The sequence below is a fragment of the Paludibaculum fermentans genome (genome assembly GCF_051172195.1).
Lineage (GTDB): Bacteria > Acidobacteriota > Terriglobia > Bryobacterales > Bryobacteraceae > Paludibaculum > Paludibaculum fermentans_A.
This window is the reverse complement of sequence record NZ_JBPJAQ010000001.1, coordinates 4,214,568-4,233,652: the sequence shown is the minus strand read 5'-3', so window position 1 is coordinate 4,233,652 and position 19,085 is coordinate 4,214,568. Positions and strand designations below refer to the sequence as shown.

Below are 19,085 nucleotides of genomic sequence, written 5' to 3'. Positions count from 1 at the left end.
AGCGATCTGGGGTCGGGCGGGTGTAGTGGTGGCCGGATTTAGGTTCCACCGCGCAGAATACATGGCCGTTCCGCACCGCTCGTATTGGGAGTCGCGCTTGGCGACCTGGCCCGGCGCCGCCGGCTCGGGCGATCGCACTTCCTTATGTAGTGTGACGGGTTTCCCGTCCAGCAAACTACTGGTTCGGCCTGATTATAGGGCCTTTCGTAGATTTCCAGAACGTCTTCTAACTTCCGAACAAATTCCTCATTGAGTTCGGCCACGCACCACATTCTTTGCCCGCCACGGCTTCAAGTCGTGGCTTTCGAGCAGGATCCGAATGGTTTCGCGGCCAACCTTCGGGACTACTTCCGCTTGATGGCTTGCTCCGCAATCAGGCGAACCGTCCATCGGGCTCGACCATCGGGTGCATCACTGCACGCCATTGCGATAATTCGCTGTTGCTCCGTTGGGCTCAGTATGGGCTTGGCGCCATGCCGGGGACGCTCATACAATGCCCGCTCCATTCCGCCATCCAGATAACGCTTGCCAATATCGCGCAAGGTCTTCGGCGTCAACCGCAGGCGGTGGGCGGAATAGTTGACGCCAGACAGAGGATTGGCGTGGAGGGAGAACTGGGTTCAATCCATGCATCTGCTGCTTGCTCTCTCCGGACTCTCCGGCCTGGGGGAGGGCGACCTGTCCCTGTGGCAGTTTCGATGGATAGAAGGCGTACTCCGGAGTACTTTATTGTGCGGAGGGCTGGCGTGATTCGGCCTGGTATGTTTGTGAATCCAAGTAAGTTGGCGGATGAACAGAAGTGTGGCGGGGTCCGGATCTCCTGGAGGGCAAGTGCCGCATGGTGAGGAGATTGAAAAGGTAAGCCTTTATTTTTCTGTGGTTTGCAGAAAGGTGAATACCAGGACGTCCCTTTCTCCTTTTCCTGGGGACGTCCCCTTTTCAGGAGTGCTCCTTTTCCAAGCGACGATCCGCAGTAGCCGCCCCGTTTCGGTCCGGATGGGCCATCCTAAGCACAGTTCGCATATCTGCGTTAATATGACAACTCGGCAAAGAAATGGGCAATCTGAAATCCGTCCTCGCGCAAGAAGACACAGTTCTATTTGTTGGATCCGGGATGTCGATGTGGTCAGGCCTACCGTCATGGGCCCAACTCATCGAGGACTTGGCCAGGTTACTAGAAGGCGCCGATCGTGATGCTGGCCTAGTACGGAGAGAAGCCCAGCGAGGGGATCTCTTGCAGGCCGCCAGCTACGGTTTTCACATGTTGACTGAACCCCAGATTGGTGACTTCATTCGAAAAGCTTGTCGCTACGGCGTCGCGAGACCACACGAGATCCACCGTGCCCTCGTTACGCTCGGTCCCCGTTGCTTTATAACGACGAATTACGACAATCTTTTGGAAGAAAGTCTCCGCAGCTGGCAACCGGATAGGCACGTTCGCACTGTGAACAATAGGCATCTGACCGAGCTTGCTGAGGTCACCCACGCGCGTGCCAGTGACTTCATTTTCAAGCCTCATGGTGATGCAGCAGATGCGGCTAGTATTGTTCTGACGCGAGAGCAATATCGCCAGTTGCTGCCCGGCGGTGAGCGGAGTGCAGCATTGGAGTCCCTCAAGACGCTTCTTGTGAGCCGGCCAATCGTCTATGTCGGCTTTGGTCTGCGCGATCCGGATTTCATCTACCTTCGGGACCTCCTTTCTAACACATACCGAGGAGGGATCCGCGACCACTTCGCCATAATGGCCGACGTTGTCGAGGCCGAACGTGACTACTGGAGAGCCAATTATGGAATCCACCTTCATGGCTACACCACAACGAGGCGTCAGGATGGATCGTATGACCATTCTGAACTTCTGCGGGTTTTGAAGGAGCTCTCGTCCGCGACGAAGACAACGCAGTTGACATCTCCTCACGGGGAATATGCGCCTCATTCTTCCAACACGATTCTCGCCTTGGCCCGCCATGCGGCTGGGCTAATGCGAGCTCCCCAGATTGACCCGGAGTTTCCGCTCCGGGTCAACCTGGATAGAGGAGGCAGAGGCAGAGGGGACTTTCTGCCTTCGCCCGACAGTTTTGACCATTCCTCCGTACTTCATTTCCTCACAGAAGTGCCATCAAATGCGATCCTGATAGGTGCACCTGGCGCAGGAAAGTCATACTCAATCCGACGCGCTGCTGCTCTAATGGCAGAGTCGCTTCATCAGGAATGCTTATTGGAAGTGTTTGATCACACGAATGTGGCTATCCCATTGGTCGCGGATCTCAAATTGTACCGCGGGGATCTCCACGATCTTGTGAGTCAAACCCTGCCACGAGGACTGTCTCTGGAAGATCTCAGCAGCGATTTTGACTTGAGGATCTTTTTGGATTCCTTTAATGAGATGCCGAGGCAGTATTGGGATAGCGGTGAGTACGAGTCGGATGTTTCTGGTTTTATTGCCAAGTTCCCTGGCGCCATTGTCATTGTAGGCTCCCGAACCAGAGACGGTTTGAGTAAGATCGCGTCTCCGGTCTATCAGATCACCGAGATCGATCAGAAGTTCGTAGAGGCAGAACTATCCAGGCGAGGAATTGCCATCGAAGGTCGGTTTGAATGGGAGATTAAGCGGTTTCTGCAGACGCCCTTCTATTTCCGTTTAGTTGTGGGCGGTGACATTAAACTGCCGCCCGGCGCTAGGCCAAACGATTGTTACGAGGTCTATTTTGAAAGCATTGGATCTGCTTTATTCGAGCGTTTTGGGGTGTCATTCGACATGAAGGGCGCTCTCGCTCGAGCTGCTTTCGATGCAATCGAGCAGGGCGAGGAAGCACAACCCCTGGCCAACCTGCTGACGACATTGACTACCGAGCTGAATTCAGTGGGTGCCTCGGGCGTGACCGGTTCTGATATTGCCAATTGGCTCGTCTCCAGAGACGTCCTTGTCCCCTACCGAGGCGCGCGCGTGGCACTCTTCCATCAGTCGGCGACCGAGTATTTGGCGGCATGCGAGCTTGCCCGAATGTATCAACTGGATCCGGGTATCTTAAAGAAGAGGCTTCACCTGAGACGTTGGGACCACGCACTACTTCTGGCTGTGGTTTTGTTGCCCTCTGATCTGAGTGCGGCGTTTGTGAATGCACTTGTTGAAGCTGATTTTGGCTTGGCCCTGAGGGCCACCAAGTACATAGAATTCGGCCGCGATGAGGTTGTTACGCGCCTCCTCTCGATAATGCCGTCGCGCATTTCTCAGCGTGAGCATCTCAATTTTGAAATTGAGTCTGCTCTTCAGTTCCACGTCGCAGTATCCGAAGTACACGAACCGCAGCTTCGGGGTATCATGGCGATGCGGGGCAGCATCGGCGGGGCAGCCGTGCATCGCTTAGTCGAACTCGTGGGTGCTTCGATGAAGCATGAACTACTGCAGTCCATGATGGAATTCCGACATGACTTTAACTATTGCGTAAATGGCATTGGATCGGCGCTCGCATCCTTTGCAGCTGCAGACGACATTCATGCGATATTAGCCTTGACAGATGCGCATGAGCAGGAGTTCCCTCCTAATGCGGATGATGAAGTGTGGCATGGGTTTATAAGTGGCTCAGCAAAGGTACTTTCGGAACTAGATACTAATATTGTAAAGGAAGTATTTTTCGAAAATTATGAGGCCGGGCCACTTCCGGAAATAAGAGGTCGAATCTTTAGTCGTTTCCTAATGGAGCAACGGTCAACGAAAGCGCTTACTGCAGCTGCGGATTTGCTGATTCGTGGAGGACACGATGTTGCGACAACAATCTACTTTATCGCACAGTTCTCCGATTCGAATCTCCTTAATTGGTCCGGTATTTCGGAGGAGCACATCACAATCCTCGTCTCCTCACTTGCAAATCCTGCGGATAAGAGCTGGAATGTTCAAGCTCTGTGCCTCATGTGCCACTCCTGTGCAAATTAGCCCGCAGCCACTGGCGTGAGGTGTAGCAGCACGGCGAAGGACTCGCTTTGATAGGTTGGCTCAGGTTTCCAGCAAGAGACTGAACCCGACCGCAAAGGAGCCCTCCGCCATGATTCGAGTATCCAGCATCTTCAGTCAGATTTTGCACGCCTTCCCTCGCCTTGAGTTCGTTGCCCTCGTCCGCCAGCACAAGGCAGAACGCCACGCTCGCGGTTTCACCTGCTGGCAGCAGTTCGTCGCCATGCTCTTCTGCCAACTTGCCCACGCGCAGAGCCTGCGTGAAATCTGCGGCGGCCTGGCCGCACTGGAAGGCAAACTCCTCCACCTGGGCGTTACGGACTGTCCGAAAGCCACCACTCTTTCTTATGCCAACGCGCATCGTCCGTGGCAGCTTTACGAGACGATCTTCTATCAAACGCTTTCCCGGTGCCAGGCCGAAGTCGCTCATCGCACGCGGAGCAAGTTCAGGTTCAAGCACAAGCTCCTGAGCCTCGACGCCAGCATGATCGAGTTGTGCGCCGAGACCTTCGACTGGGCGCGCTACGGGCGAACCAAAGGTGCGCTCAAACTGCATCTGGTACTCGACCACGACGGCTGCCTGCCTTGCTATGCCGTCATCACCGAAGGCAAGCGGGCCGACGTGAGCGAAGCCCGGCAGATGGAGTTTGCCCCAGGCACTCTGGTCGTCTTCGACCGCGGTTACGCCGATTACAACTGGTGGCTCGCGCTCACCCGAAGTCATGTTGACTTCGTCACACGGCTGAAGGACTGTGCCCTCTATGGGGTCGTCGAAAGCCGCCCAATTCCGGCCGGGTCCGACATTGTGCGGGATGAGGTGGTTCTTCTCACCAGCCAGCAGGAGATCGGCCCTGAGGCTCGACTGCGACGCGTCGAAGTTTGGGTGGAGGAGAAACAGGAGACCATGGTCTTCGTCACCAACAACTTGAAATTGTCTGCCCGAACCATCGCGAGAGTCTATAAGGAACGCTGGAAAATTGAGCTGTTTTTCAAGGCGCTGAAGCAGGGACTGAAGGTGAAAACGTTCGTTGGCACCAGCGAGAATGCCGTACAGATCCAGATCTGGACGGCGCTGATCGCGATACTGATTCTGAAGTACCTGCAGTTGAAAAGCACCTTCGGTTGGAGCCTGTCCAATCTGATCGCCTTGCTGCGGCAGCAGCTATTCGTGCACCGCGACCTTTGGACGTGGCTGAATGACCCATTCCAAGCCCCACCGTCTCTGGTGCTGGCCGAGCAGTTGCCCCTCGGCCTATAAATTGGACAGCACAACGCGGTGAAGACCAGAGAGTGCGTGGGAATGCCCGTAAACATGGGCTCGAATTTGGACAGCAGGAGGAGCCCAACCCAGTAACACCTCGCAGCAGTGGCACGGCAACCAGGATTCCGTCAGGAAGCCAAAGCCATCGCTATCTTCAATGGCTGCAATATGGGAGGAAGACCGCGGAGGCTAATTTGCACAGCAGTGCTCATGTGCAGGGCTCGGCCAGACTTGGCCGCGATCGTACTTGAGGATGCGGACAGAGTATCCGGCCTGCTTCGCGGAGTGCTGCGATATTGTGCTTGCACGGACGATACTGCAGGCATTTTCGACGCGCTGGGAAGGATGGCTGGAATGGATGCCGATCAGCGCCGCAAGGAGCCGATTCATCTTCTGGAGCAGGTCGAAGTGGACTGGAGAGGGAAGGAATCACTGCTTGTGAAGTTATTGAAACTTCGCGACGTCGGTCTTGGAAGAGCATTGCTCCAGAAAATCGTGCACCGGCAGGAGGCCATTGGGGAGATCGAAATCGGAGCGATCGAGTGGTGGCTTGAATGGATCGGTGAATTGCATACAAGCAAAGACGGTTGGTGGTTCGCGTACGAGATCAGCTCAATGTTTAGCCGTGCCCTTAGTCCTGATGCTCGGAACAGATTTGTTGCCGAATTCAATCGGCCGGAGTCGCAGTTTCGTGGTCTGCTCGCAGAGTGGATATTGCCTCGTTTCTCGAATATCACCACCGATTTGCTGAGCGAGGAAGCTATTGCATTCCTGCTGTCCGACCTCGCCTGCTCCGAATTGACGAGCGGATTCCATGGGCATTTACTTGGGAGTGCTGCAACTGAACAATTTGTGGTTGAGCGCCTACTGCCGTTGCTTGATGAAGCAGAGCCTCCTTTGTCCAACAATCTTAGGCACGTGTTGATATCGGCCGGAGGCCGCCATGCGCGCCGATATGTTGCGACGTAGTCGGGCTAATTTGCGCGGCGAGTAATGCCTCGGGCGCCAGCGCAAGGCGCTCGGGTTCTTGTTGTGCAGCGAGGTCGCACCAAGTCCTCGGGGTGGGGGCGTGACTTGTTCGGATGCAGAAACGAGGCTGCACCGACGTCCTGTTCGTGGCGCGCTGTACCAAATTGTCTTGCCTGGCCAGACTCGGAGCGGACACGAGTAGGCTGGGGACTTCTCCTTGGTTATGAGTGCGCCTCGTGACGGCTTCACTGTGAGGGCGTCGCTGCCGGAGCACGCTGCCTCGTATTTGCGAGGTCGCATGTAATGTGGACTGCGAGTTCTGTCTGCGCGACCTGATCTCCACCATCCATCGATCCTCGACGCCCTTGACCGAGACGCCTGGGTTTGTGGACGCCTCGTACTCTGAAGCTCAACCGACCCACGCCAACGCCGAACCGTGCACCGTCGTGCCGCTGCGAAGTTGCCGGGTTTGCTGTTCGGGATACGAATAAGCCAATCTGGAATAGATACCCGATGGATGCCTTTGGCAATCTGGTGCAGGCGACCGAACCGAATCCGTCACAACATCCTACACGTCCAGAAGCGATGGCCCGATCTGGACGAAGACCGACGCCCAGTGCCTTGTCACGACCTGTGTGCGGGACTGTCGCGAAGCAGCGGAGCGGCGTCCATCTGACAAGGAGATACTCACGGAATGCGTCCACTGATGCGCGCTTCGGTCTTTATCGTTCTCTGCGGGACGCGGCTTGCCGCATTTGCGAATGAGGCGGATGACCAGGAGCAACCCGCGGAGGCCACGGTTTGCCAAGTTGTTTCTAATCCCTCTGCCTATCAAGGCAAACTCGTCCATCTGACGGGTCGAATCGAATGGGATCGGGACTCATTCGCACTGGCGGCCGATCAATGCGACACTGCCTTGAGAACAGGCGGCCACCAGTGGCTTTCCCGGATCTGCTTGGGAGCTTCAGGCCGAGCTGAAGATCCAATGAAGCATTCGCGCGAGCTGTTCTATTCCGCCGTGAGGCTCTATGAGGCAGCCATCATGAGCGGAGAAGTGCGGTTGATTGCGTCTTTTGTGGGCAGAATCGAAGCAAGGGCAGCGTACTCGGCTTTACCGCTCGGCGGCGGAGGGTTCGGGCTCAATGGGTACTGCCACATGTATCAATTCCCGGCCAGGCTCATTTATTCGGGTGTCCCTCAGTGGACATTCCGCTATATTCCGCCTTCTGCGGCTGCGGCGCCTCCTGCTGTCCTGCGAGAGCAAGGAGCACGGGTGCATCCCTGATCCATGGCTGTCACGGGAAAACTGACTTTGCCGTGCGCTTCCGCCGGTAGAGCTTCGTTCGTCCGGTTTGTGCCCTGATCCAGCTGCAGAATTCGACGGGGGGCAGAAGGCCGGCACGAATGCCGGCCCGCAAGCCTGGAGGCATACCCCACGGATGAGGGGCTCTGTGTGGGTTCGGGGCTCTGTGTGTACTGGGGTTGTCGTTTCGGGGGCAGAGGGCCGGCCCGAATGCCGGCCCGCCAGCGTGGACGCATACCCCACGGACCGGGCCGGCGTGTTTTGGGGCTCTATGAGCGGTGCGGCGGCATTTCCCTGTTGACAACCTACAGGAAGATGGGTGTACTCTTTTCCTGTAGGTTGCCAAATGAACGACGCACGTAGGGACAAGACAGATGTTCTGCAGGGCACGTTGATTCTGCTGGTACTGCGGACACTGGAGGCGCTGGGACCGCTGCACGGTTACGGCCTTGCGCGCCGGATTGAGCAGATCAGCAAGGATGTGCTGCAGCTCAACCAGGGCACGCTCTATCCGGCCTTGTTGAACATGGAGCAGGAAGGGTGGATTTCTTCGAAGTGGGGCGCTTCCGAGAAGAACCGCAAGGCGAAGTTCTACTCCATTACCGCCTCCGGGAGGAGACGGCTGGCCCAGGAAACGGAAGAGTGGAGACGCATGTCGACAACGATTGAACGTTTTCTTGGCTTTGACCCGGGGCGCATCGCGGAGGAGCGCGGATGAGTTGGGCGACCGTGGTTCTCGCCCGGCTGCGTGGCCTGTTTGAACACAACCGGCTGGAGCACGAGTTGGATGAGGAAGTTCAATTTCATCTGGAGATGCAAATCGAGGACAACCTCAGAGCGGGGCTAGATCCGGCCGAGGCGCGGTATGCGGCGTTACGCAGTTTCGGAGGCCTGGAGCCAATGAAGGAAACGTACCGTGAACGAAGGACGATCGCGCTGATTGAAACGACGGCGCAGGATTTCCGCTACGCGGCGCGGACACTCCGCCAGAGTCCAGGCTTCACGCTGACCGCGGTGGCCGTGCTGGCGCTGGCGATTGGCGCGAACACGGCGATGTTCAGCGTCCTGAATGCGGTGCTGCTGCGGCCGCTTCCCTATCATGCACCGGAGCGTTTGGCGATGTTGTGGACGGAGGACCCTACCCAGAACCATCGCGAAGGCAGGTCGGCGCTTTGGGATGTCGAGCAGTGGCGGAGCCAGAGTCAGAGTTTCGAGGATCTGGCCACGCTGGACACGGTGGGCACACTGCTGACGGGCGCCGACGGGGTGGAGCAGATTGCCGGCGCGAGCACCTCGCCCAACCTGCTACCCCTGCTGGGGGTCCGGCCGGTGCTGGGGCGCAGCTTTTCGACCGAGGAGGCGGAGCAACGGCAGCCGCTGATCCTGATCAGTCATCGCTTCTGGCAGGCGCGATTCGGAGGCGCGCGGAATGCGCTGGGCGCCACTGTTGTGCTGAATGGCCTGCCCCGCCAGGTGATCGGCATCCTCCCGGCCGATTTCCAGATCGCGCGGCTGGATGCGGACGTGTGGGAGCCGCACACCAGCCAGCGAAGCGGGCGCGGCGCGGAAACGTGGTTCGTCGTGGGACGGCTTCGACCGGGGGTGACCTTCGAACAGGCGCAGGCGGAGATGAGCGCAGTGGCCCGCCGCCTGAACGATCAACGGCCGGCGACCGAAGAGAACCGCGGCATCAGCGTTGTCCCGTTGAGTCTTGCGATGGTCGGCCCCCAGTCGCGATTGGCCTTGTGGATGCTGGGCAGCAGCGTGTTTTGCGTCTTCCTCATTGCAGCGGCCAACGTCACCAGCCTCTCCCTGGCGCGCGGCGTGGCCCGTGGGCGCGAGATGGCCGTTCGCGCCGCGCTGGGAGCGAGCGCGGGCCGGATTGTGCGTCAACTGCTGATCGAAGGTATTCTGCTGGCCGCCGTAGCCGGACTGATGGGCACATTGCTGGCAACAGGAGGGATTCGCCTGATCCGCGCCTTTGGCCCCGGCAACCTGCCGCGGCTGAACGAGATGAGCCTCGATCTCCGCGTCCTCGGTTGCGCCCTGGCGATTTCCGGACTGGCGGGCATTCTGGTGGGCCTGGCGCCGGCGATGGCGACGATGCGCGGCGACCTGCGGACCGCCGGGCAAGAGGGGGGCAGAAGTGTTTCGGGCGGAACGGCCACTCGTCGAATCCGCCGTGCGCTGGTGGTGGCGGATTTTGCGCTGGCGATCGTCCTGCTGGCGGGCGCGGGCCTGCTGATTCGAAGCTGGTGGCAGGTGAACAGCATGGATCCAGGATTCAGGCCGGAGCGGGTGCTGGTGATGGAGATCTCGGCCCCACCGGCCTACGGCATCGCGGCGCAACGAAGCGGCCTTTACCAGCGAACACTGGAGGCGATTCAGGCGGTCCCGGGTGTGGAGAGCGCCGGGCTGATTGGCGATCTGTTCATTACCAACCCGAGGGAGCAGATCCTCGCGGTGGAACGGGACGACGGGACGAAGTCTGAGCGGCTGCGGTTTGTGAGCGACGAGGTGAGCGCCGATTTCTTCAAGGCGATCGGGACACGGCTGCTGCGAGGACGATTCTTTTCGGCGGGGGATGGCCCGGATGCTCCGCCGGTCGCGATCATCAATGACGCGATGGCCCGGCGCTCCTGGCCGGGGCAGGATGCGGTGGGCAGAAGGTTCAAGTTAGGCTCGCGAGATTCCGACGGCCCGTGGTACGTAGTGGTGGGCGTAGTCGGCGACATGCGGCGGCAGGGGTTGGAGCGTGAGGCATTCCCGCAGATGTTCGTGCCGGTGGCGCAGAGTGGATCTCCGCGGAACGTGGATCTTTTCGTTCGAACCTCGACGGACGACCCGCTGGCGATGGCCGGAGCGCTGCGGGCGGCGGTGGGCCGGGTGGAGAAATATGCGCCTGTGTATGGAGTGGCGACTTTGGAGCGGCTGCTGGGCACCTACCTGGCGCAGCGTCGATTTCAGACCTCGCTGCTGGCCGGCTTCTCCCTGGTGGCGCTACTGATGGCGGCTGTTGGGATTTACGGGCTGATCCAGTACTCGGTCGCCATGCGCACCCAGGAGATTGGCATCCGCATGGCCATAGGCGCGCAGGCCGGAGGGATATTCCGGATGATCCTCGGGGAAGGACTGAAGCTGAGCCTGACCGGATTACTGCTGGGGCTACTGGGCGCACTGTGGCTGGGGCAAGCGGGTTCCAGCCTGCTATTCGGAGTGACTGCCACGGATCCATTGACGTTCCTGGCGGTGTCGTTGGTGTTGATCGTGGTCGCCATTGCGGCCTGCGGTCTGCCGGCGCGGCGTGCTATGAAGATTGACCCGATCGTAGCCTTGCGCCAGGGGTGACGGGATGTCGAGGGGGCAGGTGCGGCGGCGCTGAAGAGTGGAGCGCAGGCTGAGGTCCGGGCCACTCCTGATTTGCAGCCACGCCTTCGTGGCTGGGGGATGACAAGCCGGATTCGGGGTATGTGGCGGCGATCGGGGTAGAGGCACTCCGCTACCGCCGTAACCGGCGCAACCGCTTCTGGACAGCGCGGCGCGGACAGACGCCCTGCAACGTGGCGCGAGGTCGTGCAGGCCTTACGCCTCTCTCATCGGCCATGGTTGAGAAGGCATGAGCGTGAATCGGCGATAGGCTGACGACTCGGCCGATGATCTCCGGCCCGCCCAAAATAGGTCGCATGAACCGAAGAAGTAAGCGACGTTTCCTGCCGATTCGTCCGATATAACTGTCAGTGCCATCGGGCGGACCAGTTCCGCGAAGAGCACTATGGAATCGACGTTATTGGAGAGAGAGCGTCGCCCGCGGCGGTGAAGAACGACGACCGCAGCGGCAAATATCTGGATTTTGAGCTCGGCCGCGAGGAATCCGGGATTTGGGTTCTGCCGGTCCGGGCAATCCTGGGCATCCGGGACATCCCTGCGGTACCGCAACCCCCGGCCCACGGCAAGGGCATGATCAACCTTCGCGGGAAGGTAATTCCGGTGGTTGATTTGCGCCGCAAGTTCGGCCTGTCCGAACGGGAACAGACACCGCGCACCGGCATCATCGTGGTTCAAGTGGTGCTGGCGGCGCGACCCATGTTGATGGGCGGCTTGGTGGACGGAGTGGCTGAGGTGCTCAGCCTGGCAGGGACCAACATTGAGGACACGCCCGGCTTCGGCGATGGAACGACCACGCCTTACCTGCTCGGGATGGCCAGGGTGAAAGGCGAAGTCGAAATTCTGTTGGAGATCGACCGGATGTTGACGAGCCTTGATGTGGACGCGCTGCGCGTGCTGGTGCAGTGAAGGGCTCTTGGAAATGGGAGGGAACAACCTATGAGATCGCAAATGACAATCGGCAAGAAGCTCCTCTTGAGCTTTGGCGTCGCGCTCGCGTTGACCTTGGCAGTGAGCGCTCTCGCGCTCCAGGGCTTTAGCGCTCTCGGCGCCGATTTGGAAAAGGTAGTTAGAGTAAATTCGAGAAAGGTCTATCTGGCCGCCGACATCAACGCGAGGCAGGCGGACATGATCGCAGCCGAACGCGGCATCATCGCGCGCGCCTTCATGAAGGACAAGGCCACCATGGAGCGGTATAACCAGGAGTACGCCGAGAGCGTAGCCGCGATCAACACAGAGATCGCTGAGTTCCTACCCCTCATCGAGACGGCCGAAGCACGCCAAATGATCGGGGAGATCAAGAGCGGCTTGGAGCAGGCCGCGGGTCTTCACGCGGAACTGTATCGCGAGGCGAGCTCCGACAGGATCGAGGTGGCGGCGGCCATCCTGAAAGATAAAGCCATGCCCGTTCTGCTCCAAATGGACAAGATCTGCGAACATCTGCAGAAACAGCAGACCGCACTGCTGGCCAAGGTGGCCACCGATACGGAGAGTTCGGTCTCGCGCTCGTCGTGGATCACCATCATCCTGGTCGTACTATCACTGATGGTGGGTGGCATTGCCGTGTGGGTGGTCCTGCAGGTCAATGCCGCTCTGCGGCGTGCTGTCACTGAGTTGAGCGAGGGCGCGGTGCAGGTGTCCAGCGCAGCAGGCCAAGTTTCCAGTTCCAGCCAATCGCTGGCCCAGGGCTCGTCTGAGCAGGCGGCCTCGCTGGAAGAGACTTCCGCGTCCAGCGAGCAGATCAACGCCATGGCTCGCAAGAACAGCGAAAACACGCGCGCGGCTGCCGGCCTGATGGCAGGGTCACAACAGAAGTTCGTTCAGACCAACCAGTCGCTGGAGCAGACTGTGGTCGCCATGGATGAGATCAGTGCGCAGAGCGGTAAGATCGCCAAGATCATCAAGGTGATCGATGAAATCGCTTTCCAGACGAACATCCTGGCGCTCAATGCGGCGGTGGAAGCGGCGCGCGCCGGCGAAGCGGGCATGGGGTTTGCAGTGGTGGCCGACGAGGTTCGCAACCTGGCGCACCGTAGCGCGCAGGCGGCCAAAGACACTGCGACATTAATCGAGGAGTCGATCTCCAAATCCAACGACGGCAAGGTAAAGGTGGATCAGGTGGCGGTCGCCATTCGCCAGATCACGGAGGAGTTCGGCAAGGTGATGATCCTGGCGCAGGAAGTCCACCAAGGCAGCCAGGAGCAGACGCGAGGCATCGAGCAAGTGGCCAAGGCGGTTCTTCAGATGCAAACGGTTACGCAGTCAACCGCGGCCAACGCGGAAGAGAGTGCCGCGGCGGCCGAGGAACTCAACGCGCAGTCGGAGGCGGTGAAGGAAATCGTGGAACGGTTGACCGCCATGGTGGGTGGCGGTGAATCGGCGAACGGCGGTGGCCGTCAAACTCAGCGCCAGAGAGTGACCGCCTCGGCTTCCCCGCATCAGCGTCACACTGGGGCCGGAATAGGCGCGCTGCGCAAGGCGAGCTCCCATTCGGCGGGAGAACCGGAAGCGCCGATGCTTGTCGCCCACGGAACGCGAAAGGGCGCCAGTTCCCTGGAAGAGGAGTTTTAAGGCGTCATAACCGGAATATCACCGGTACGGGCTAGCAGGATAAGCACCGTACCGGTTTCCGCTAGTGTCAGAGAGCCAGTTTGTCCGTCCGGGTGCGACCAGGGCTCTGACCGCCTCAGGAGATTTCTAAAAGCAAGTGCGCGTGGTCTTGCGGGCCTTGTCGTTGCTGCAACTTGATACTGGACTGAGTGCGCCCAGGTGGCCCGGACGGCGCCAGTCACGGCGCAGGCGATCAGAACGATCAGCAAGCGATACAAATCGCCGGGCCTGGAGCGGACACTCTTCAAGCGAAAGTGCGAGGGTCACGCGGAACGACTGACACCTTCGGAAAAACAGTTGATCATCGACGCGGGTTGCGGTCAACCGCCGGAAGGGCGTGCGTGCTGGACGGTGCGATTGATGGCCGAGGAAGCAGTCAAACGGGAACTGGTCCCCGGCGTGGGCCGATTTACCCATTGACCGGTTGTTCGCACCCACTGCTGCGCTAACAGCCTCTGGCAGAAGTCGCGCAGCCACGTTCGCACCGCCGCCGGTAACCGAATGGAACCTTAAGGCGCTTTCGAAGCCCTTCCGAAAAGAGCCGCCTCATTGAGTGAGGGCAGACCGGCTCTATTTATGGGCTTTGAGCCAGCCGTCGTATCTGGCCTCCGCCGCGCGTATCGTTCCTGCGCCTGACCATTAGTGGCCGACTTGACCTCGGGTGGTCAACCTGAATATGCGGCTTCACCGGGACCTCCGGCTCTGTGGCCGCAATTTCCGCGGGGAATCCCCACAACCGCACCTTCCGCGATTTGGCGCGGCAATTGCAGTTCTTAGCTGATTGCATCAGTCCCCGTACAGCGTGAAACGGAACAAATGAAGCCCCCTCTACATCTAGTGCCTGCCGCACCCCTGGAATCCCGGCCCGAGTTACCGGGTGCGCTCTCTCCCTGGCTTGTCGAACATGGACTGAGAGAACTCCGGTTGCTTTTCCGTGCCGTTGTCTTCCATCCGTCTTCTCCCATCCTGATTGCCGATGATGAGCGCAACTATCAGGACGCCAGTGTGGGCGCTGGTAAGCTCCTTGGTCTCCAGCGCGACAGCATCATCGGGCGGCGTCTCGACGATTTCCTGGCGCCCTCGGTTTCAGCCCTCTTCCAGGAACGCTGGCAGCAATTCCTAAAAGAAGGCGACCAGGCCGGCACCTTCCAACTCCTGCGGCCTGACGGAACTTCGTACGATGTCGAGTACCGCGCCCGCGGGAGCGTACTCCCCTTCCTCCATTTGCTGCTGCTGAAAGACAAGCCTCCGTTATCGGAAGGTTCGGTCGCCGCCGATGAAACGCCCCACTGGGCACAGGACTATGCCCTTTGTCTTCTCGACGCCCAGGGTCGCGTCGTCGCGTGGCACGGCGGCGCCGAACGGATGTACGGCTACAGATCCGAGGAGGTCCTTGGAGCCGGCCTCGCGTTCTTCTATCCCGCCGACGACAGGCTCCTTGTCCGGATGGAGCGCAAGCTGTTGCGCGCCGCCCGGGAAGGCCACGCCGCCAGTGAAGCCTGGCAATGCCGAAAGGACGGATCGCAATTCTGGGCCAACTCCGTCACCATGGCACTCCATGACGAAGCCGGTGTTCTTCAGGGGTATGCCCGAGTGGTTCGCGACTTCACCGATCGCCATGAGCGAGATGAAGCGCTGGATAGCCGGCGCACCGGTCTGCAAGCAGAGACCGACCAGTCCAAGATTGCCGGCGTCGCCTCCGGCGAATTCGAACGCATCGTTGAGATGAATGACCCGCTGCTCGAACTCCTCGGCTACACTCGTGCAGATCTCCTTGCGGGTCAGATCGTTTGGGCCGCCGTCACGCCCAAGGAGTACGCTGCCTCCGACGAGTTCGCCCACGAAGAAGCTTTGCGCTTCGGCGCCTCCAGTCCCTTTGAGAAGGAGTTCTTCCGCAAGGACGGCACTCGCGTGAGAGTCAGGGTGGCTACGGCGGTCCTGAAGTTGTCCCCCTTTCGCTGGATCACCTTCGTCACTGATTTGCGGTCGGAACCCGACGCGCAGGTGTCCCTGGCCTCGCTGGCCCATGAGCCGCGGCGCCTCTTTCCGGAGATCGTGGGTTCCAGCCGGGCGCTCAGCCGGGTACTGGCGCAGGTTGAACTGGTCGCGCCGACGGATGCCACAGTGCTGGTGCTGGGGGAAACCGGCACGGGCAAGGAGCTCATTGCGCTCGCGCTGCACCGGCTGAGCCCCCGCCGCAATTTCCCCTTCGTCAGCGTGAACTGCGCCGCCATTCCCACAGGCCTGCTGGAAAGCGAACTGTTCGGATATGAGAGGGGCGCCTTCACCGGCGCGCTGCAGCAAAAGATCGGCCGCTTCGAAATGGCGCACCGAGGCACGCTGTTTCTCGACGAAGTCGGGGACATTCCCCTCGAACTTCAGCCCAAGCTGCTGCGCGCATTGCAGGAAAAGTGCTTTGAGCGTCTGGGGAGCACGCGTACCACTCCCATTGATATTCGCCTTGTCGCCGCCACCAACCAGAATCTTACGCAGATGGTAGGCGATAAGCTTTTCCGCAGCGACCTCTATTACCGCTTGAAGGTCTTTCCGGTCACGCTGCCGGCGCTTCGCGAAAGGCCCGAAGATATACCTCTCCTCGCCCGCCATTTCACCAAGAAATACTCGGAACGCATGGGACGACGGATCGATCTCATCTCTTCGGCGACCCTCGCCGCCCTGGTCGATTGGTCCTGGCCGGGCAACATCCGCGAACTCGAGAACTTCATCGAGAAGTCGGTCATCCTATCTCGCGGCACCAGCCTGCGCGCGCCCCTAGCCGAACTTCGCGCCATGGCTCCCACTCAAACCGGCTCCTCTCTTGAAGACGTGGAACGAGACCACATCGTTCGCATCCTGCAGGAAAGCGGCGGCGTGGTTAGCGTCGCCGCGCGCCGCCTGCAAGTCCCCCGCACCACACTCAACGCGCTGATGAAGAGACTACGCGTCTCCCGCACGGGGCTTTAGCGCGCTCGCGCCAGCAGTAGAGACCGGCAGCGGAGGCGCGGCCGGGGCCGGCGGCGAAAGCGGTACGGCATCCTGACCGGGCGGTGAAGTTTCTCGCGGGACTCGATAGAATCGTGTCTCCACAACCATGCTGCGACGCCCACTGCTCCGTTTCCCCTTTCGCCTTCCGCCGATGCGGCTGGCGCTCCGCGTGATGCCGATGGTGTGTGCGCTGGCGGGGTTGGGCGCGGCGGCTGAATTGCCGGCGGGGCCGGGGAAGGCCGAGACGGTGAAGCTGTGCGGGAAGTGCCATTCGCTGGAGCAGGCGGTTTCGCTGCGGCAGGGCCGGCCGGCGTGGAGAGAGACGCTCTCGAAGATGGTCAACCTGGGGGCGCAGGGCAGCGACGAAGAACTCACAGCGGTGCTCGGGTACGTCGTGAAGTTCTATGGAGCCCCGGCCGGTGCCCCGGCGGCGGCCGCTGCGGAAGTAGCTACTGGTGACGCCGCGGCGGGTGGGACGGCGGCTGCGCGGCCTGCGGTGCGTGAGGCGCGCGCAGTGGGTGGGCTGCCCACGAACGGCGCAGCCGTGGATCCAGCGAAAGAGTGGCGCACGTATGGCCATGATCCCGGCGCGATGCGGTTCTCGCCCCTGAAGCAGATCACGCCGGAGAATGCGAGCCGGCTGAAGATCGCGTGGATTTATCACATGAAGCCGGAGGGTTTCACAGGAAGCGCCACGCCGCCCGCCCGCCGGAATCCGGCTGGCCCGGTGGGTGACGAGCCGGAGCCCGGTGGGCGGCCTGCCCGGGTCCAGTTCGGGTCCGGCTTCCGACCGAGCGAGGTGACGCCCCTGGTGATCCGCGGCATTATGTATGTCGCCACACCTTACGGACGAGTGGCCGCGGTGGATCCGGTGAACGGCCAGGAGTTGTGGTCGTATGCGCTGCCGGCGGGCAACCCGTCGACGCGCGGCCTGGAGTATTGGCCGGGCGAGGGACAGACGCCCGCGCAGGTCGTATTTGGTTCCAGCGACGGGAAGCTGTACTCAGTGGATGCGAAGACGGGGAAGCCCAATGCGGCGTTTGGCGACAACGGCGTGGTGAACCTGAACACGGCGGAGATCATGCACGGGCTGCCGGGGCGCAATGCGCTGACTTCGCCGCCGATTGTCTACAAGAACCTGGTGATCACGGGCGGGACGACGCAGGAGAATCCTCCGCGCGGTCCGGCGGGCGACGTACGCGCCTGGGATCTGCACACGGGCAAACTGGTGTGGACGTTCCATTCGATCCCGCAGGCCGGGGAGAAGTACAACGACACCTGGGCGGGCGAGAGCTGGAAGAACCGGTCGGGGGTGAATGTCTGGGGTTTTCTGACGGTGGATACGCAGCGCGGCATCGTGTATATGCCGTTTGGTGCTCCGTCAGTGGACCAGTATGGGGGCGACCGGGCGGGCGACAACCTGTTCGGCACGAGCCTGGTGGCGGCCGACGCCAACACAGGGAAGTACCTGTGGCACTTCCAGGTGGTGCATCACGATATCTGGGATGCGGATATGACGGCCGCTCCGGCACTGATCGAGGTGAAGCAGGGCGGCAAGTCCATTCCGGCGGTGGTGGCGATGAACAAGAGCGGGATGGTCTTTCTGCTGAACCGCGTCACGGGCCAGCCAATTTACGGAGTGGAAGAGCGGCCTGTGCCGCCGAGTGAGGTGCCGCTGGAGCGCGTGTCGAAGACGCAGCCTTTTCCGCTGAAGCCGCCGCCACTGGTGCGGATGACTTTCCGCAAGGAAGAGGTGGCGACGGTGACTCCGGAGTTGGAGACGGCGTGCCGAGCGTTGCTGGAAGGCATGGCGTCAGGCGGCCCTTATCTGCCTGCAACGTACAACCGGCTGCGCGTGCAGTTCCCCGGGAACCACGGCGGTGTGAATTGGGGTGGAGTCTCGTTTAGTCCGGAGCTGGGTTATCTGTTTGCGAACCTCAACGAACTGGGGCAAGTGTCCGGGTTGCGCGACCACGATGGGAAGAGTGGTCCGGCGATGGCCAACGGGCAGGGCAACCGGGTGGATCCGGATGGGCCGTATGAAGGGTTCCCGGGCGGAGGGCGTTTCAGCGTGAAGGGTCCAGGTTCGCAACAGTTGCCGTGCCAGCAGCCGCCGTGGGGCGAGCTGGCGGCGGTGGACGTGAATACGGGCCGGATTGCCTGGAAGGTCCCGCTGGGCGTGACGGACAGCCTGCCGGAAGGGCAGCGGGCGACGGGCCGGCCGGGCAATGGGGGCACGATTGTGACGGCGGGCGGCGTGGTGTTTGTGGGCGCTACGGACGATGCCCGGTTTCGCGCGTTCGATGCCAGGACCGGGCAGGAACTGTGGACGGTGAAGCTGCCTGGCGCGGCCGAGGCTACGCCGATGACGTATGAGGGCCGGGATGGGCGGCAGTATGTGGTGATTGCCGCGACCGGCGGAGGATTCTTCAATAACCCGGTGACGGGGGACGGAGTTGTGGCGTTCGCGCTGGAGTAGCTGCGCGTGACAGAAGAGAGTCCGACTGGTTGGACTGGTTTGTGTCCCTGATGCACCAGCAGAATCCGACAGGGCCCGAGGATTGCGTTCGATCCCAAGCCCCCAGTGGGGCTGCCTGGGGGGACCGAATTCCCTGGATGAGCGA

11 protein-coding genes are annotated in these 19,085 nt (G+C 60.6%); 10 read left to right on the top strand and 1 reads right to left on the bottom strand.

Translation table 11 applies throughout. From position 1 onward, the window contains the following. Positions 1 to 344: 344 nt before the first annotated feature. Positions 345 to 506: a helix-turn-helix domain-containing protein gene (locus ACR9Y2_RS17115; RefSeq protein WP_435044877.1), complete on the bottom strand. Its 162-nt coding sequence runs from the start codon at positions 504 to 506 to the stop codon at positions 345 to 347. 728 nt (positions 507 to 1,234) lie between these two features. Between ACR9Y2_RS17115 and ACR9Y2_RS17110 the strand changes: the two genes are divergently transcribed. The 10 genes from ACR9Y2_RS17110 to ACR9Y2_RS17065 all read left to right on the top strand — a co-directional run bounded on the left by ACR9Y2_RS17110 (position 1,235) and on the right by ACR9Y2_RS17065 (position 18,940). Further along, positions 1,235 to 3,931 (top strand): SIR2 family protein, encoded by a 2,697-nt coding sequence (locus tag ACR9Y2_RS17110; protein WP_435042678.1) that lies wholly within the window; start codon positions 1,235 to 1,237, stop codon positions 3,929 to 3,931. Positions 3,932 to 4,040: 109 nt separating this feature from the next. Continuing rightward, the gene (locus ACR9Y2_RS17105) at positions 4,041 to 5,207 is read left to right on the top strand and encodes an IS4 family transposase (RefSeq protein WP_435042676.1); all 1,167 of its coding nucleotides are present in this window, start codon (positions 4,041 to 4,043) and stop codon (positions 5,205 to 5,207) included. Positions 5,208 to 5,564: 357 nt separating this feature from the next. Then, positions 5,565 to 6,179 carry a hypothetical protein gene (locus tag ACR9Y2_RS17100; RefSeq protein WP_435042675.1) on the top strand — a complete coding sequence of 205 codons (615 nt, stop codon included), beginning with the start codon at positions 5,565 to 5,567 and terminating at the stop codon, positions 6,177 to 6,179. A gap of 694 nt (positions 6,180 to 6,873) precedes the next feature. Beyond that, positions 6,874 to 7,464: a hypothetical protein gene (locus ACR9Y2_RS17095; RefSeq protein WP_435042674.1), complete on the top strand. Its 591-nt coding sequence runs from the start codon at positions 6,874 to 6,876 to the stop codon at positions 7,462 to 7,464. 364 nt (positions 7,465 to 7,828) lie between these two features. Beyond that, positions 7,829 to 8,200 (top strand): PadR family transcriptional regulator, encoded by a 372-nt coding sequence (locus ACR9Y2_RS17090; RefSeq protein ID WP_435042672.1) that lies wholly within the window; start codon positions 7,829 to 7,831, stop codon positions 8,198 to 8,200. Then, positions 8,197 to 10,830, top strand: a complete 2,634-nt coding sequence (locus tag ACR9Y2_RS17085) for an ADOP family duplicated permease (protein WP_435042671.1) — start codon at positions 8,197 to 8,199, stop codon at positions 10,828 to 10,830. Before ACR9Y2_RS17090 ends, ACR9Y2_RS17085 begins: the two co-directional genes overlap by 4 nt. Positions 10,831 to 11,295: 465 nt before the next feature. Beyond that, a complete protein-coding gene (locus tag ACR9Y2_RS17080; RefSeq protein WP_435042670.1) occupies positions 11,296 to 11,775 on the top strand; it encodes a chemotaxis protein CheW in 480 nt (159 codons plus the stop codon). A 42-nt stretch (positions 11,776 to 11,817) separates the two neighbouring features. Further along, positions 11,818 to 13,437 carry a methyl-accepting chemotaxis protein gene (locus tag ACR9Y2_RS17075; RefSeq protein WP_435042669.1) on the top strand — a complete coding sequence of 540 codons (1,620 nt, stop codon included), beginning with the start codon at positions 11,818 to 11,820 and terminating at the stop codon, positions 13,435 to 13,437. An 855-nt stretch (positions 13,438 to 14,292) separates the two neighbouring features. After that, positions 14,293 to 16,440: a sigma 54-interacting transcriptional regulator gene (locus tag ACR9Y2_RS17070; protein ID WP_435042668.1), complete on the top strand. Its 2,148-nt coding sequence runs from the start codon at positions 14,293 to 14,295 to the stop codon at positions 16,438 to 16,440. Positions 16,441 to 16,567: 127 nt separating this feature from the next. After that, positions 16,568 to 18,940, top strand: coding sequence for a pyrroloquinoline quinone-dependent dehydrogenase (locus tag ACR9Y2_RS17065; protein ID WP_435042667.1), 2,373 nt, complete (start codon positions 16,568 to 16,570; stop codon positions 18,938 to 18,940). The last annotated feature ends 145 nt before the right edge of the window (positions 18,941 to 19,085 follow it).

What these genes read in the sequence shown, in the direction of transcription:
- ACR9Y2_RS17105 (WP_435042676.1), top strand. Translation starts at nt 4,041, where the DNA reads ATGATTCGAGTATCCAGCATCTTCAGTCAGATTTTGCACGCCTTCCCT.
- ACR9Y2_RS17100 (WP_435042675.1), top strand. Translation starts at nt 5,565, where the DNA reads ATGGATGCCGATCAGCGCCGCAAGGAGCCGATTCATCTTCTGGAGCAG.
- ACR9Y2_RS17070 (WP_435042668.1), top strand. Translation starts at nt 14,293, where the DNA reads ATGAAGCCCCCTCTACATCTAGTGCCTGCCGCACCCCTGGAATCCCGG.
- ACR9Y2_RS17095 (WP_435042674.1), top strand. Translation starts at nt 6,874, where the DNA reads ATGCGTCCACTGATGCGCGCTTCGGTCTTTATCGTTCTCTGCGGGACG.
- ACR9Y2_RS17090 (WP_435042672.1), top strand. Translation starts at nt 7,829, where the DNA reads ATGAACGACGCACGTAGGGACAAGACAGATGTTCTGCAGGGCACGTTG.
- ACR9Y2_RS17115 (WP_435044877.1), bottom strand. Translation starts at nt 506, where the DNA reads ATGGAGCGGGCATTGTATGAGCGTCCCCGGCATGGCGCCAAGCCCATA.
- ACR9Y2_RS17085 (WP_435042671.1), top strand. Translation starts at nt 8,197, where the DNA reads ATGAGTTGGGCGACCGTGGTTCTCGCCCGGCTGCGTGGCCTGTTTGAA.
- ACR9Y2_RS17065 (WP_435042667.1), top strand. Translation starts at nt 16,568, where the DNA reads ATGCTGCGACGCCCACTGCTCCGTTTCCCCTTTCGCCTTCCGCCGATG.
- ACR9Y2_RS17075 (WP_435042669.1), top strand. Translation starts at nt 11,818, where the DNA reads ATGACAATCGGCAAGAAGCTCCTCTTGAGCTTTGGCGTCGCGCTCGCG.